Raw genomic sequence first — 15,445 nt, forward strand, 5'->3', positions numbered from 1 at the left:
CGTATCATGTGGCCCCTTGTCTCTCTCAACCGTCCGCTGGTCTGGGCGGCGCTGATGGCCCTGCCGGCCTGCATCTGGATACCCGATGCTACGCTGCGCATGGTGGCTACAAGCGCTGTGGCGCTGGGCATGGGCGATGCCTGGCGCCAGGTGCTCAAGCAGCGTGAGCAAGCTCGTCTGGCCCAGGATGCCGTGAGCCTTGCCGGCGAAGCCGTGGTCGTAAGCGATGCCCGCAACCGCGTGCAGGCGGTGAATCCGGCGTTTACCCAGATTACCGGCTACACCGCGGGAGAAGTCGTGGGGCGCAAGCTGGAAATGCTGTCGTCCACGCGCCACGACAAGGCCTTTTATCGCCGGTTTTGGCAGACGCTGCTGACCACCGGGTGCTGGGAGGGCGAAATGTGGAGCCGGCGCAAAAGCGGCGACGAGTGCCCGGAATGGGTCAAGATCCGGGCAATGACCGATCGCCGCGGCGAGGTCAGCCATTTCATCGGTCTGTACACCGATATTTCGGCCCAGAAAGCCCGGGAAAACGACCTGCGCCGCATCGGCTTTGAAGACCCGCTGACCGGGCTGCCCAACCGCCGGCGCCTGCATGATCTGATGGCGTCGCGCATACGCCACCTGCGCGCCGGCGAGAGCCTGGATATGGCGCTGATTGATATCGACGGCTTCAAAAGCATCAACGACAGCTTTGGCGTAGAGCAGGGGGACCGCCTGCTGGGGCGCTTTGCCCATCGCCTGTCCCGTCAGGCGGCCGGCAGCGTTACCGGGCGGCTGGGCGGCGACGAATTTCTGGTGATCCGCACGACCACGTTTGACGATCACAACGCTTGGGTGGCAGGGCTGCGTGAGCACATGGGGCGCCCCTTTGAGGTGCAGCAGCAGTCGCTGCGCCTGGGGCTGACCATCGGCAGCTGTCGCGCCCCGGAAGACGGCAGGGATTCCGGCGTGCTGTTCCAGCGGCTGGAATCGGCGCTCTACAGCGCCAAGCGCCAGGGGCGCAACCACAGCCTGCGCTTTCGCCCGGCGCTGGACCAGCAGGCCAACCCCCGGCTGGCGCTGGTCAGCGATTTGCGCGAAGCGCTGGTAGCCGGTGACCAGCTGGAGCTTCATTACCAAACCCAGCATCACCCGGCCACCGGCGCGCTCACCGGCATGGAGGCGCTGCTGCGCTGGCGCCACCCCCGGGACGGCATGATTTCCCCGGGGGAGTTCATTCCTCTGGCCGAACGCCACGGGCTGATGGCCGAGCTGGGCGCCTGGGTGGTGGAAAACGCCTGTGCCCAGCAGGCCCGCTGGCAGCATACCGCCATGCCGGCCACTACAATATGGATCAACATTTCGGCGCTGCAGCTGTTTCAGGGCGATCTGGAAAGCCAGCTGGCCGGCTGCTTGAAGCGCTACCGGCTTCAGGCCTCGCAGATCGGCCTGGAGCTGACCGAGTCCGTGCTGCTCGACGAGCGCGCCGGCGACATGGTGCCAAGGCTTGAAACCCTGCGCGAGCGGGGCGCGCCGCTGGCCGTCGACGACTTCGGCACCGGCTATTCATCGCTTGGCTATCTCAAGCACCTGCCGGTGGACAAGGTCAAGCTGGACCGCGCGTTTATCCGCGAGCTGCCGGAAAGCCGCGCCGACGCCGCCATCGTCACCGCGGTGCTGGCCATGGCCGAGGGCATGGCGCTTGACGTGGTGGCCGAGGGCGTAGAAACCGAGGCCCAGCGGCAGTTTCTGGTGGATGCCGGCTGCCGGTCGGTGCAGGGTTTTTATTTTGCCCGGCCGCTGCCGGCAGCCGAGCTGGAAGCCCGGTGGGCGGCAAGCCCCCCGAATACAAGCGCCCACGCCAGCGCCTCGGCCGGCAGCAGCCAGGGGGCCAGGGTGACGTCCGCCAGCACGCTGCCGCCGTAGTAGGAAAGCGCCCCGCCCGTAGCGCCCAGCAGCGGCGCAAGCCACGGAAGATGCCACAGCCAGCCCAGCGAATGGTGCACCAGCGTGGCAAAAAGCGGCCATAGCATCCAAAGCCACAGCGGCAAAGGCAGCCAGGCAGGCGTGGGGTCGGCAAAAATAAAGCCGCCGGCAAGCGCAAAGCCGCCGTCCACCGCCAGCCCCAGTGCGGCAAAGCCGGCCAGCAGCCGCCCCTCCCCGGCGCCGGCCACCCGCCACAGATGCCCGCCCACCACCAGCGCCCCTGCGGCCAGCGCCACCTGCGAGCCGCCGAGCACGCAGGCCAGCCAGCCGGCCTCGAACGCCAGCGCGTTGAGCGCCAGCCGGCGCAGCCGTCGCCCGTTCACGATGCGCCGCTGTGGGAAACCGGGCGGGCACCGGGCTTGGCCAGCAGCAGCTGGCAGGTACCGATGGAGCGTTCGAGAAAGCCGCCTTCGCAGTAGCAAAGATAGTAGCGCCACATGCGGATAAAGCGCTCGTCGTAGCCCAGCTCGCGCACCTGCTCCAGGCTGGCGTCAAAGCGGTGGCGCCATTCGCGCAGGGTGCGGGCGTAGTGCCGACCGATTTCCTCCAGCCCCACCACGTTGAGCGTGGTCTTGCGCGCCAGGCTGTCGATCATGGCCCGGTGCGAGGGCAGAAAGCCGCCGGGAAAGATATAGCGTTTGATGAAATCCATCTCGCGCTTGGCCGCGTCAAAGCGCTGATCGCGGATGGTGATGGCCTGCAGCATGGCCTGGCCGTCGAGGGCAAGCAGGCCGTCGATTTTGGCCAGATACGTATCCAGATACTGATGGCCCACAGCCTCGATCATCTCCACCGAAATAATGCGATCATAGGTGCCGGTGAGGTCACGGTAGTCTTTTTTAAGCAGGGTGATGCGCTCGCCCAGGCCCTCTTCCTCGATGCGTCTGGCGGTGTGGTCGTGCTGCTCGGTGGAAATCGTGGTGGTTGTGACCCGGCAGCCGCGGGTTTTGGCGGCGTGGATGGCAAGCCCGCCCCAGCCGGTGCCGATTTCCAGCAGGTGGTGGTCGGGCGCTACGCCAAGCTTGTCGAGCATCAGGTCGAGCTTGTAGGTAGACGCCTCTTCCAGGCTGGCGTCTGCGGTAGGGAAGACCGCGCTTGAATACATCCAGTGGCGGCGATCAAGAAAGGTGGCAAACAGATCGTTGCCGATGTCGTAGTGGGCGGCAATGTTGCGCCGGGCGCCTTCGGCGCTGTTGCGCTGCAGGCGATAGGCGCCGGCCAGCAGCCAGCGGGCAAGGCGCGCGCTGCCGTTTTCCATGCGCGCGTTGACCGCTTCCAGATTGACGGCGAACAGGCGCACCAGCGTTACCAGATCGTCGGTATCCCAGTCGCCGTCCATGTACGCCTCGCCGGCGCCGACGGTGCCGCCCAGCGCCATGCGCTGCCAGGCCCGGGGGTGGCGAATGATGACCGTGGCCTCCAGCGGGCCGCCCTGGCCCAGACAGCGGCGGGTATCGTTTTCCACCAGGGCAATGGTGCCGCCGGTGAAGCGATCGAGCTGGGCGAGCAGGCGTGGCCTGAGCCAGCGCGCGAGGCGATGGCGGGGGGCGGCCTGACGAGAGGCGGGCAGTGAGTTGGCGCTCGTCATGGCGGTGTCTCCCGATGGTTTTTCGAATCGTTAGGGCCTGGATGGTCGTGAATCGCCACGCCCTTGCGCCACAGCTTGAGCGCCTGAAGGTGAATGCCGGCAAGGGTTTTCAGGCTCATGCCCGGCCGGCGGGCCAGGGTGCGCACCAGCGCTCCCCGGGTTGCCGGCGTGCCTTCAAGCGTTAGCGTGGCGTCAAAGTGGCAGCGCTCAGCGCCGCCGTCGCCGTCGGCGGCGTGGTTTTCCATGTGCATCAGCAGCTGCTCGCCCGGCACGTTGAAGCGCCAGCGATAGCGCATGTCCATGGGATTGAACGGTGATACGTGCATGTGCTTGGCAAAGCGTGCCGCGTGGGTATGGCGCGCCGGATCGACCGCGGCGGCGTAGGTAGTGCGCTCGCGCCAGGGCATGTTGGTGACCTCGCCGAGTATCGCCGCCAGGCGATCGTCACGGTCAAAGGCGTAGTAAAACGTGATCGGATTAAATACCGCTCCCAGCACCCGCAGCTGAGTCAGCATGCAGATGCGCCCGTCCGGCGCGCCGCCCAGCTCGTCGGTCAGCCGCTTGCGCACGGCGTCTTTCAGCGGCATGGCCGCCGGGCCGAGATAGTCCTCTCGGCGAAACCGCGCCGGCGCAGGGCGGCGGGCGCTAAAGCCCGGCACGCCGTTAAAAAGCTCCGGCAGCTCGTCCAGATCCAGCCACATCATCCATACCTGATAGCTGAATGCGTGGGTTTTGGGCACAAAGCGGCGGTGGCGCAGGGTGCCGCAATACACGCGTGAGCGCGGTGAGTCGGTGCGCGGGTTCATCCCGTGTCTCCCGGCCCGGCGTCGGGCAGCAGGTGGTGGGCCGGCGTCGCTGTGGGCGGCTCGGGCGGCGGTGCGGGCTCGTCGCAGCCAAGTTTTTGCGCCACGCGCAGCGCGCTCCACACGCCGTCTTCGTGAAAGCCGTTGCGCCAGTAGGCGCCGCAAAAATGGGTACGGCCGTGGTTTTCCGCCGCCCCGCAGATATCCGCGTGGCGCGCCTGAGCGGTTTGGCCGGCCAGGGTGAAGCGCGGGTGGGCGTAGGTGAAGCGCCGTAGAATTTTGGCCGGATCGATGCTCTGGCCGTCGTTGAGCGTCACGCAGAAGGTGGTGTCGGTCTCAAGGCGCTGGAGAATGTTCATGTTATAGGTCACCGAGACGGCGTCGCCGGCGTCGCGGCTGTCCAGCCGGTAGTTCCAGCTCGCCCAGGCGCGGCGGCGGCGGGGCAGAAGCGCGGTATCGGTGTGCAGCACCACCTCGTTGTCCTGATAGGGCATGGCACCGAGCACCTCGCGCTCGGCAGGGGTGGCGTCAGACCCTAGTATCTTCAGCGTCTGGTCGGCATGGCAGGCCAGCACCACGCGGTCAAAGCGCTCGGTGCCCCCGGCGGTGGTCACGTCGACGCCGGTGGCATCCCGAGTGACGGCGGTGACCGGCGCGTTCAGGCGGATGCGCTCGGCGTAGGGCGCGGTCAGCGCGGGGATGTAGGCCCGCGAGCCGCCGGCCACGGTGTACCACTGGGGCCGGTTGGCGATGTTCAACAGCCCGTGGTTGCGAAAAAAGCGTACGAAAAACGCCAGCGGAAAGCCGCGCAGATCGTCAAGGCTGGCCGACCAGATGGCCGCGCCCATGGGCAGCAGGTAGCGACGCTGGAACGCCTCGCCGTAGCCTTGGCGGTCAAGATACTCGCCAAGGGTCAAACCGTGCGTCAGGCGGTTTTTTTCCAGATCCCGGGTGGCCTGGCGGTTAAAGCGCACGATATCGCCCAGCAGCCGGTAGAAGCTCGGCGAGGCGAGGTTACGCCGCTGAGCAAACAGCGAGCCCAGCGTATGGCCGTTGTATTCGAAGTCTCGGGCGGTTTCGTGCACCGAAAAGCTCATTTCGGTGGGCTGGGCCGCCACGCCCAGGGTTTCCAGCAGGCGGATAAAGTGCGGATAGGTCCAGTCGTTGAACACGATAAAGCCGGTGTCCACGGCGTGGCGCTCGCCGGCCGCCTCGACATCGACGGTGGCAGTGTGTCCGCCAAGCCGCGGCCCGGCTTCAAACAGCGTCACTGCATGGCGGGCAGACAAATAAAAGCCCGCGGCCATGCCGCTGACGCCGCTGCCGATCACGGCAATGCGCTGGGTGCCGGGTGCTGTCATGTCTGGCTCTCCCGTACCAGCCGCTTGCCGATGGCAAAACGCAGCGTCAGCGGCAAAATGCCCAGCAGCTTGACGATAAAGGTAAAGCGCCTGGGAAAGTGGATGTCCTTGCGGCCTTTGTAAAGCCCTTTCAGGATGGCGTCTGCCGCCTGCTCAGTGCGGATTTGCATGGGCATGGGAAAGTCGTTTTGTGCGGTGAGCGGGGTTTTGACAAAGCCCGGATGGATAACGCTTACGCCGATTTTCTCCGGCGCCAGGTCAAGGCGCAACGATTCCATGAAATAGCTCAGTGCGGCCTTGGAGGCGCCGTAGGCCTCGGCCCGGGGCAGGGCGAGATAGGCCGAGGCGCTGGAAGTAACGGCAAGCCGGGCCGGGCGGCCTTCCCGGCGCGCGGCGCGCACAAGCGGCAGCGCGGCTTCCACGCAGTACAGCGTGCCGTACAGATTGGCGGTAAGCACGCGCTCGACCAGGGCCATGTCGAAATCGCCGGCGTCGAGGTATTCGCAGGTGCCGGCGTTGAACACGGCCAGATCCAGCCCGCCAAGCTCGGCCTGTATCTGCCGGCCGGCGCTTTGTACGGCGCCGCGGTCGCTGATATCCAGCGGCAGGGCAACGGCGTTTGTATGGCCTTGGCACAGCGCGGCAAGCCGGTCTTCGCGGCGGGCGCTGAGCACCACGCGGTGGCCTTCACGCAACAGCCGCCGGGCCAGCGTCTCGCCGATGCCCGAGGTCGCGCCGGTCAGCCAGATGCGTTGCGGGGTGTTCCAGGTGCGCATGCGTTCTCCTGTTGGCGCTGCTGTGCTAGCGGCTGGCGCGGTGTTTCAGCCAGCGAACGGCGCGGCCCAGCAGCGGTACCTGTTCGTAGAGCATGGCGCCGGCATCGAAATAGTCGCGGTGTCTGGCCACCCGGCCGTCGGCGGCAAACTGCAGCCGGGTGCAGCCGTCAACGCTGATCTCGCGCCCGCGGTTGAGCTTGGGGTGGGCAAACGTCATCGTCCAGCTGACAAAGGCCGTATCGCCGTGGCGGTGTTTGTCGTGGTAGTCAAAACGGCAGCGGCTGACGTTTGCGTACATGCCGGCAAAGTAGGCCTCCAGCGCCTTGGCACCCTCGATGCGGTGCAGCGGATCAATGAACACGACGTCAGGAGTATATACGTCGTACAGCTTGCTTGTACAATTTTTGTCGAGTTTGTCGAAAAAGGCGCAGAACGCCTCCAGCGCCGCGTTCTGGGACATGGCGGTCTCTCTGCTATGGGTAAGTCGCGTTCCGGTTTTGTAAAAGGCCGGCTGTGCCGGGCCAGGCTCGGTCAGCCCAGCGCCTTGAACGCCTCCAGCGCGCGCTTGCGAGCTGCCTTGTGCTCCACTACAGGGGCAGGGTATTTCAGGCGCGCGCGCTCGGCGGCGGGCGGGTCGTGCCGCGCACGGGGCGCAAGGGAGGCAAGCTCAGGCACCCAGCGGGCGATGAATTCGGTGTCCGGATCGAAGCGAGTGGACTGGGTGGTAGGGTTGAAAATACGAAAGTACGGCACCGCATCGGTGCCGGTAGACGCCGCCCACTGCCAGCCGCCGTTGTTGGCGCAGAATTCGCCGTCGATCAGGTGGCGCATGAAAAACGCCTCGCCGCGGCGCCAGTCGATGAGCAGATGCTTGGCGAGAAACATCGCTGTGACCATGCGCAGGCGGTTGTGCATCCAGCCGGTGGCCACCAGCTGGCGCATGGCGGCGTCCACCAGCGGGTAGCCGGTGCGCCCTTCGCACCAGGCGGCGAAGCCTGCGTCGTCGTTGCGCCACTCAAGGGCCCGGGTGCTTGCCTTGAACGGCTGACGGCGGCAAACCCGGGGAAAGCCCGCCGCCACGTGGCGGTAGAATTCGCGCCAGATCAGCTCGTTGACCCAGGCGGCAAGTCCGGCGTCGCCCTCGGCCAGCCGGCCGTCGTTTTCCGACATCACCGCGTTCATGCACTGGCGCCAGGACACCATCCCCAGCGCCAGATAGGGCGAAAGCGCGCTGGTGCCGCGCACCCCGGGAAAGTCCCGCTGGCTCTGGTAGTGACGGCCGCGAAAGCGCAGAAAGCGCGCCAGATGGTCGGCGGCGGCGTCTTCCCCGGCGGGCCACTGGCGGCCGTCAACGGGCTCGTCTTCCAGAGGAATGTCCAGCGCAGGCTGCGCCTCGGCGGGCACGTCCAGCGGCGCCTGTGCGGCCGGGGCGTCGTCAAGGGCCAGGCGCTCGGCGCTGATGTGGCGGTGCCAGGCCTTGGCAAACGGGGTAAAAACGCCGTAGTAGTCGCCCTTGCCGGTCAACAGCTCGCCCGGGGCGAATGCCACAGCGTCGTGATAGCCGTGGCAGGCACGCCCCGCGTCGTTGAACGCCGTCTGGACGGCGGCGTCCCGGCGCTGTTCGTTGAGCGCGTACTCGCAGTTGAAGTGCAGCGCGGCGGCGTCGTATTCCTCGGCGATGGCGGCAAGCGCCCGCGGGGCATCGTTGAAGCGGGGAACCAGGCGCTGCAGCAGGGGAATGTTAAGGCCGTGTAGCGCCTCGCGCAGTGCTTCGACGCCGCGGCGCAAAAAATCGATCTGGTTGGCGCCGTGGCCGTGGGCCTGCCACTGGGCCGGGCTGTGCAGGAACACAGCGATCACCGGGCCCCGGGCGGCGGCCGCCGCCAGTGCGCGATTGTCGTGAATGCGAAGGTCGCTGCGAAACCATACCAGCTGCAAGGCCATGTCGGGCTCCCGGGCTTTGATGGGGGAAAAGACGGGGCGCCGTCTACAAAACGCCGGATTCGCGCAGCAGCGGGCGCAGCTTTGCCACGGCCCGCGGCAGGTCATCACCCAGCAGATAAAGACGGCTGTCGTGAGGTGCTTCGTGCGCCGGCCCGCACAGGGCTATCGGCACGTCCGGGGTCTCGTCGGGCAGGGAAAGAGCCTCGCTTGGCACCTCGCCGCCGGCAAAGAGCACCAGGGCGGCGTGCAGCCGCGTTACCGCCCGGGGCAGAGCGTCCAGCGCTATGCCGGAATCAAACAGCTGCACCCGGTAGCCTTGCTCGCTTGCCAGCAGGGCCGCCAGCAGCATCCACAGCGGGCCGGGCTCGCCCGGGCGCGGCATCAGCAGCACCAGCGGCCCGCGAGTGGCCTGGTTGGCATAGTGCAGGCGAATGCTCACCTGGCTGCGCAGCAAAGCTTCCAGCGTGCGGCGGGCGGCAACGTCGGGGGTTTGCTGCCATTCGTCTTCCAGCGCGTTGATGACCGGCTGCCAGAGCTCGTTGACCGCGGTGGTCAGCGGATAGAGCGCCAGACTCTGGTGATAAAGCGCCTCCAGGCGCTGGACGTTCAGCGCCTGCACCAAAGTGATCAGCTGATGGCGCTGGCTGTCCCAGTCGTCGCTGGCTGGCGCCGGCGTTTCCACGGCCTCCGGCTGATCGAGCAGATCCGCCACCTGGCTGACCGGCACGCCGCGGTTGAGCCATTGCAGAATGCGCTCGATGCGCGTGATGTCATCCTGGGCGTAAAGGCGGTGGCCCTTGGGCGTGCGCTGGGGCTTTATCAAGCCGTAGCGGCGCTCCCAGGCGCGCAGGGTGACCGAGTTCACACCCGTTAGCCGGGAAACCTCCCGGATGGGATACAGCGGAGTGTCGGGTGGATGGGTCGCCTGGTTGCTCATGGGCGCCTGTGCCTCTTGGATGCCGTGGTGAAAACGTGATCGATATGCGATGCCGGCGGCGTATGCCGGGTATTTGGCGTGTATTATACACACCGCTGTTGTACAACTTGTGAGCGCTAATCACAACCCGTGAGGCCCTGGCCAAGCCGCTGCCCCAGCCGATGGCCGGAAAGCCAGGCGTCTTCTACCCGCCCGCCGCGCAGGCTGTCGCCGCACAGCGCCAGGCCGGCCGCACCGATGATAAAGCCGTTTTCGGGCCTGAAAGCGCCACCGTCGGCCGGCTGGGAATAGCGCCAGCGGTGGGCGCCGTGCTCCACCAGCGCCGGCAGCGGCTGGCCGGAAAACAGCGTGGCCAGCGCGTCGAGCAGAACGTCGGCCACCTGCGCCGGCGCGTCTTCCAGATGTGCCTCGCTCCAGTCGCTGTGGGCCAGCAGGGTCACGCTTTCCGGCTGGCGGTCGCGGCCGGGTTTGCGCTGGTTGCGCGATACCAGGCGCAGCGCCGGGTGTTCGGCGTGGGCCTGCTGCCAGTTTGCATCCACGCCCTGCGGGGTGGGCAGCGGCGCGTCGAAAATGGCCCATCCTGCCCAGCAGGCGCGCTGTGCAAGGTGCCGGCAGCGCTCGCCAAGGACGTTATCCCAGGGCTGTACCAGCGGCTCGGCCTGGGGCGGCGGCACGGCGATGACCACCTGTGTATAAGGCCCGAAAATATCGCCCTGCTCGCTTTGCAGCCGCAGGGCACCGGGGGCGCCGTCAATGGCGCGAATGCGGGTGGCAGGGTGCAGCGCCGCGCCGGCCTGCTCGACCTGATCGGCCAGATAGCGGGTAATGGCGCTCATGCGCGGTGCGCCGCAAAAGCGTTCGCGGCCGTCGTGGATACGCTGCCAGCCGCCGGGCCCGGCGCGCCAGGCGCTGTCCGGCCAGCCCGCCGCGCAGCCGGCGTGTCGCCAGGTGTCGAGCGCGGCGATAAAAGCCGGGTCTCGGGCGGTAAACGCCTGGGCGCCGAGATCGACAACGGCGTCGGGCCGGTGGCGGCTGGACATGCGCCCGCCGGGGCCTCGGGCCTTGTCAAAAAGCGTCACGGCAAGGCCGGCATCCGTCAGCGCTTGCGCGCAGGCGAGCCCGGCAATGCCGGCGCCGATAACGGCGATGTGAGCAACAGGCGGCGAGGCGAGCGTCATGGCGATATCCTAAGCGAGCGGGTCGCAGTAAAAGGGGGCAATGCGCAATGGTGAAAGCGCGGCGGTGATACATTGGCTGTAATATGTTCGCTGTATTGTACATAGTTAGTACAGCGGGTGTGTGGTTTCGTCAAAGTGTATGCCACTCTGGTGCGCGAGGTGCGGCCAGCCGTCTGTGGGCGTGTGCTGCACGCGCGCAACAAAAAGCCTGTCATGAAAAAGGAGTCTGCCATGCGTGTACTGATTACCGGAGGGAGCGGTTTTGTCGGCCGGCGCCTGTGCGAGCGCCTGGCTCGCCAGGGCCATGCGCTGCAGGTGGTGTCGCGTTCGCCGGAGAAAGCTCGGACGCTGTTGCCCGAGGGCTGCGACGTGCGTGACAGCGCGGTGGCCTTTGCCGATACGCCGCCGGATGCGCTGGTCAATCTGGCCGGCGAATCGATCGCTGCCAAGCGCTGGAGCGAGGCGCAAAAGCGCGAGATGATCGACTCGCGCCTGCGCGCCACCGGCGATCTCGTGGCGCTGTGCAAGGCCCTGCGCGAGGCCGGGGAGGCGCTGCCCGGGGTGCTGGTGTCGGCCTCGGCCATGGGCTACTACGGCGAGCAAAAGGAAGACGGCGAGGGCGATACCGCGGTCACCGAGGACACCCCGCCCCGCGACGAGTTCGCCCACCGGCTGTGCGCGCGCTGGGAAGCCGCCGCCGGCGAGGTGGAAGCGCTCGGGGTGCGCACGGCGATTGTGCGCATCGGGCTGGTGCTCGGCGAAGGCGGCGGCAGCCTGGAGAAGATGCTGCCGCCGTTCAAGTGGGGGCTGGGCGGGCGCTTCGGCAGCGGCCGGCAGTTCATGCCGTGGATTCACCGGGATGACCTGGTCGCGGCGATATGCTTTCTGCTGGAGCGCGACTCCGCCAGCGGTGCGTTCAACGCCAGTGCCCCGCATCCGGTGACCAACGCGGAGTTTACCCGGACGCTGGCGAACACCCTCAACCGCCCGGCGGTGCTGCCGGTACCCGCCTTTGTGCTCAAGGCGGGGCTGGGGGAAATGGCCCGGCTGCTGCTCACCGGGGCGGACATGCGCCCGGCGCGCTTGCAGCAGGCAGGCTTTGGTTTTCGCTATAAAACCCTGGACCGGGCGCTGGAAGCGATTCTCGCGCCGGGCTGAAAAGCCTCTTAGCCGCCGGCATCCACGGTGATGATGACCCGCACGGCGTCCAGGCGCAGGCGGGTGGCTTCGATGGCCTCGCCCAGCGCGGCACGCTCCTCGCCGAGTGCGGCAAGCTCGGCGTCGCGCACGGCGGGGTTGTGTTCGGCCAGCGCGTTCAGCCGGGCCAGTTCGCCGTCGAGCTGGGCGCGCATGCGCGCTTCGGCGGCCTCGACAATGCTTGGCAGCTCGCGCTCGGCTTCGCTTTCCCCCTGTTCGAGCAGGCCGCGCAGCTTGTCGTGATGCTCTTTGATCAGCTCCCGGGCCAGGGATTTGTTGACCTTTTGCAGGTTTTTGCCCAGGCCGGTAAACGAGATGTTATCGCTTAAGTTGGCGCCGGATTCGTCGAGCAGTACGCGCACCGCGGTAGGCGGCAAAAAACGATTCAGATGCAGGCGTTTGGGGGCCGGGCAGTGAGTGCGAAAAATAAGCTCGACCATCAGCCGGCCGCCGGGAATCGACGGATGGCCAAGCAGCGCCAGCGCGCTGTTGCCCATGGTGCCGTCAACGATGCGGCCCATCATTTCCCGCAGCAGCGGGTGCTCCCAGGAAAGCCGCTGAACGTCATCCCGGGCAAGGGCCTGGTCGCGCCGGTAGGTGGCGGTAAAGCCGTCTTCGCCCCGGGTCAGCCCGGGCAGGCCGTCGAGCATCTGCGGGCTTGGCTTGATGTGCATCAGGCCGTTGCCCAGTTCGCGGCTGTCGACGCCGAAAATGTCCAGCGCGCGCTCCACATAGCGCGGCAGGGCGCGATCGCCGTCGAGTTCGCGCACGCCGTCGATGACGGCTTCAGCGCGCGCCGGGCGGCAGGCGTTGAGCTCCAGCAGGCGGTTGCGTCCGGCGTCGCGTTCGGCAAGCTTGGCGGTAAAAAGCGCGTGGGTCTCGTCGATAATGGCGTCGAGTTCGTCGTCGTCGAGCAGGGCATCGGCCAGGGCGTCGCCAAAGGCATCAAACAGCGCGCTGCCTACGCCGTGGGGCGCGCTGAAGGCGTCCATGCCTTCATGGTACCAGCGCATCAGCCGGGCAGCGGGGCTGTTTTCAAACTGGGGCACGTGCAGCTCAATGGCGTGGCGCTGGCCGATGCGGTCGAGCCGGCCGATGCGCTGTTCCAGCTGGTCCGGGTGCTGGGGCATGTCGAACATTACCAGGTGGCGGCAGAACTGGAAGTTGCGCCCTTCCGAGCCGATTTCCGAGCACACCAGCACCTGGCAGCCGTCTTCTTCATCGGCGAAGGCGGCGGCGGCCCGGTCGCGTTCGATCAGCGAAAGCCCCTCGTGAAACACCGGCGCGTGGTAGCCGCCCAGGGTGCGCAGCCCTTCGGCCAGGCCTTCGGCGGTTTCCCGGTGGTGGGCGATAACCAGCACTTTCTCGCCGGCAAAGCCTGCTTCGCTATCGTCGCTTAGCCGTTCTAAAAGCCAGCGAACCCTAGGGTCGATGTGCCACCAGGGCTCGGCGTTGAGCGGGTCGCTTGAGAGCTCGCGGTACATGGCGTCGGGGTAGATGAGCACGTCCGGGTGGTCCATGCCGGTTTCGATCAAAAGCTCATCAAGGTAGTCCTCGTCGCGTTCGACGCGGCGCAGCACCCGGCGGTAGGCCGAAGGCAGCTCAAGCGAGGTAACGTGCAGGTGACGCTCGGGGAAGCCGCCGACGTGGCGACGGCTGTTGCGAAACATCACCCGGCCGGTGCCGTGGCGGTCGAGCAGCGCCTCGCGCAGGCGCGCCCGAATGTTGTCGCGCTGCTCGGCGTCGGCTTCAGGGTTGGCAAGCGTTGCCAGCAGCGCACGGCTTTCGGCGTCGTCGATTACGCCGGCGACCCGCTCCCGGGCGCTGTCGCTTTCGCCCACCGCGTCCAGCGCCTCGATGGCGGCGGCCACCTCGGCGTAGTGGCGCTCTTCTTCGCGGAAGCGCTCCAGGGTGTGGTAGCGCTCGGGGTCGAGCAGGCGCAGCCGGGCAAAGTGGCTGGCAATGCCCATCTGCTCCGGCGTGGCGGTGAGCAGCAAAAGGGCATCAATCTCGCCGGAAAGCGCCTCCACGCACTGATAGCCCGGCCCGCTGGTGCCGTCTTCGCGCCAGTCCAGGTGGTGGGCTTCGTCGACGATGAGCAGGTCAAAGCGGGCCTTGAGCGCTTGGTGCTGGCGCGCAGGGTTGGCAAACAGCCAGCGCTGGCTTGCCAGAATGATCTGGCCGCTGTCGAAGGGGTTGTCGCCCACGGCGTCGCTTTCCAGCGCGGTGCTCTGGTTTTCGTCGAGCAGGGTGACGTTGAGCGCAAAACGGCGCAGAAGCTCTACCAGCCATTGATGCGTAAGGCTGTCAGGGACCAGAATCAGCGCGCGCTCGGCGCGGCCGGTGAGCAGCAGGCGGTGCAGAATCAGCCCGGCTTCGATGGTCTTGCCCAGGCCCACTTCGTCGGCCAGCAGCACCCGGGGGGCGTGGCGGCGGGCGACTTCGTCGGCGATGTAGAGCTGGTGGGCGATCAGCTCGATGCGCGGGCCGGCAAAGCCCAGCGCTGGGTGCTTTTCGGTGCGCTGGTAGTGGTGCAGGGTGCGAAAGCGCAGGTCGAACCAGTCGTTGCGGTCGACCTGGCCTGTGAGTACCCGGTCCCGGGCCTGGTCAAACTGCATGGTATCGGCAAGCTTGGTTTCGGGCAGCTCGCAGGCGTTGCCGTCGCCGTCCGTGCCCTGGTAGATGATCAGCCCCCGGTGCTCGCGGCTGGCATCCACGGTCATCTGCCAGCCTTCGGCGGCGGTCACGCGGTCGCCGGCGCCGAAGGCAACCCGGGTCAGCGGGGCCTGGCGGGTGTTGTAGGTACGGGTTTCCTGACTGGCGGGGAACAGGATGGTGACGCTTCTGGCATCGCAGCTGAGTACGGTGCCAAGCCCGAGTTCGGCTTCGCCGTCGCTGATCCAGCGCTGGCCGGGAGAAAAGTCGCTCATGGTGCCTCGGAGGATGCGGTCAATCGGGAAAACGCCGCCGGCGGGGAGGCAGCGGCGTCTCAAAGGCGGGCGATTCTAACGCAAAGCGGCGGGCGGATTAAGGTGCGCTGGCGGGTTTAGCGGCTCGGCACGTTCAGCCAGCCCTCCAGGGCGGCTTGGCCCAGCGGGCCGGCGCGGTGCTGCTGCACTCGGCCGTGGGCGTCAACCAGCAGGGTAAACGGCAGCTGCCGGGTGTTGAACGCTGCCATCAGCCGCTGCTGGGGGTCGCGTAGCACGCGGTTGAAAGGCAGCGCTCGGCGTGCGGCGAGGGTATCCACATGGCGTATGGTCACCAGCAGATCGTCGCCCTGGTTGACGCTGACAATGCGCACGTTGTTGTCGCGCTGAAGCGCTGTGAATGCCGCCGTCATCCGGCGACACGGCGGACACTCGGCGGCCCACAGATGAATGATAACGGGGGCGCCGTCAGGCAGCGTCGCCAGCGCCACGGCGCTGCCGTCGAGCTTTTCCAGAGTGATGGCGGGCAGCCGGCCGGGTGCGGCGTCTGTGCCAAGAAACAGCAGGGCTGCAAACCCCAGCCCCAGGGCGGTGAGCGTTGGCAAAGGCGCGATCGCCGCTCGGCAGCGGTGCCGGCACAGGGCATGGCCCAGCACGCCGGCCAGCAGGGCCAGCCCGCCGGCAACGGCGTACAGGCGGGGCAGCGGCGTCAGCAGTGCGTTGGCGTCCATGCGAGGTGTCCGAAAAGCCGTGGGGAAACGGGTAC

The 15,445-nt window shown here is 67.1% G+C and carries 12 protein-coding genes and 1 pseudogene; 2 read left to right on the top strand and 11 right to left on the bottom strand.

Annotation, left to right across the window (positions count from 1 at the left end):
- The first annotated feature begins 6 nt into the window (after window positions 1-6).
- Window positions 7-1,908: a putative bifunctional diguanylate cyclase/phosphodiesterase gene (locus ACZ415_RS05575; protein WP_344704874.1), complete on the top strand. Its 1,902-nt coding sequence runs from the start codon at window positions 7-9 to the stop codon at window positions 1,906-1,908.
- Here ACZ415_RS05575 and ACZ415_RS05580 read toward each other — a convergent pair.
- The 9 genes and pseudogenes from ACZ415_RS05580 to ACZ415_RS05620 form a co-directional block, all read right to left on the bottom strand.
- A pseudogene (locus ACZ415_RS05580) lies at window positions 1,887-2,405 on the bottom strand (DUF2878 family protein); the annotation flags it as partial. The gene ACZ415_RS05575 and the pseudogene ACZ415_RS05580 sit on opposite strands and share 22 nt — an antisense overlap.
- Window positions 2,288-3,556, bottom strand: coding sequence for a cyclopropane-fatty-acyl-phospholipid synthase family protein (locus ACZ415_RS05585; protein ID WP_344704875.1), 1,269 nt, complete (start codon window positions 3,554-3,556; stop codon window positions 2,288-2,290). The gene ACZ415_RS05585 and the pseudogene ACZ415_RS05580, both read right to left, overlap by 118 nt.
- Window positions 3,553-4,362, bottom strand: a complete 810-nt coding sequence (locus ACZ415_RS05590) for a DUF1365 domain-containing protein (protein WP_344704876.1) — start codon at window positions 4,360-4,362, stop codon at window positions 3,553-3,555. The genes ACZ415_RS05585 and ACZ415_RS05590 overlap by 4 nt, the downstream gene beginning before the upstream one ends.
- Window positions 4,359-5,720 (bottom strand): NAD(P)/FAD-dependent oxidoreductase, encoded by a 1,362-nt coding sequence (locus tag ACZ415_RS05595; RefSeq protein ID WP_344704877.1) that lies wholly within the window; start codon window positions 5,718-5,720, stop codon window positions 4,359-4,361. The genes ACZ415_RS05590 and ACZ415_RS05595 overlap by 4 nt, the downstream gene beginning before the upstream one ends.
- On the bottom strand, window positions 5,717-6,496 hold the full coding sequence (locus ACZ415_RS05600; protein WP_344704878.1) for an SDR family NAD(P)-dependent oxidoreductase: 780 nt from the start codon (window positions 6,494-6,496) through the stop codon (window positions 5,717-5,719). The genes ACZ415_RS05595 and ACZ415_RS05600 overlap by 4 nt, the downstream gene beginning before the upstream one ends.
- Before the next feature lie 25 nt (window positions 6,497-6,521).
- Window positions 6,522-6,956 carry a nuclear transport factor 2 family protein gene (locus ACZ415_RS05605; RefSeq protein WP_344704879.1) on the bottom strand — a complete coding sequence of 145 codons (435 nt, stop codon included), beginning with the start codon at window positions 6,954-6,956 and terminating at the stop codon, window positions 6,522-6,524.
- Between the two features lie 71 nt (window positions 6,957-7,027).
- Window positions 7,028-8,440 (bottom strand): deoxyribodipyrimidine photo-lyase, encoded by a 1,413-nt coding sequence (gene phrB / locus ACZ415_RS05610; RefSeq protein WP_344704880.1) that lies wholly within the window; start codon window positions 8,438-8,440, stop codon window positions 7,028-7,030.
- A gap of 43 nt (window positions 8,441-8,483) precedes the next feature.
- The gene (locus ACZ415_RS05615) at window positions 8,484-9,377 is read right to left on the bottom strand and encodes a MerR family transcriptional regulator (protein WP_344704881.1); all 894 of its coding nucleotides are present in this window, start codon (window positions 9,375-9,377) and stop codon (window positions 8,484-8,486) included.
- A gap of 116 nt (window positions 9,378-9,493) precedes the next feature.
- Window positions 9,494-10,555, bottom strand: a complete 1,062-nt coding sequence (locus tag ACZ415_RS05620; RefSeq protein ID WP_344704882.1) for an NAD(P)/FAD-dependent oxidoreductase — start codon at window positions 10,553-10,555, stop codon at window positions 9,494-9,496.
- Between the two features lie 231 nt (window positions 10,556-10,786).
- On the opposite strand from ACZ415_RS05620, the gene ACZ415_RS05625 reads away from it, so the two are divergent.
- Window positions 10,787-11,713, top strand: coding sequence for a TIGR01777 family oxidoreductase (locus tag ACZ415_RS05625; protein WP_344704883.1), 927 nt, complete (start codon window positions 10,787-10,789; stop codon window positions 11,711-11,713).
- An 8-nt stretch (window positions 11,714-11,721) separates the two neighbouring features.
- Here ACZ415_RS05625 and rapA read toward each other — a convergent pair whose 3' ends face one another.
- Window positions 11,722-14,682 (bottom strand): RNA polymerase-associated protein RapA, encoded by a 2,961-nt coding sequence (rapA, locus tag ACZ415_RS05630; protein ID WP_344704884.1) that lies wholly within the window; start codon window positions 14,680-14,682, stop codon window positions 11,722-11,724.
- A gap of 116 nt (window positions 14,683-14,798) precedes the next feature.
- Window positions 14,799-15,410 carry a TlpA family protein disulfide reductase gene (locus ACZ415_RS05635; RefSeq protein ID WP_344704885.1) on the bottom strand — a complete coding sequence of 204 codons (612 nt, stop codon included), beginning with the start codon at window positions 15,408-15,410 and terminating at the stop codon, window positions 14,799-14,801.
- Window positions 15,411-15,445 lie beyond the last annotated feature (35 nt).

It is taken from the genome of Halomonas cibimaris (genome assembly GCF_055379665.1).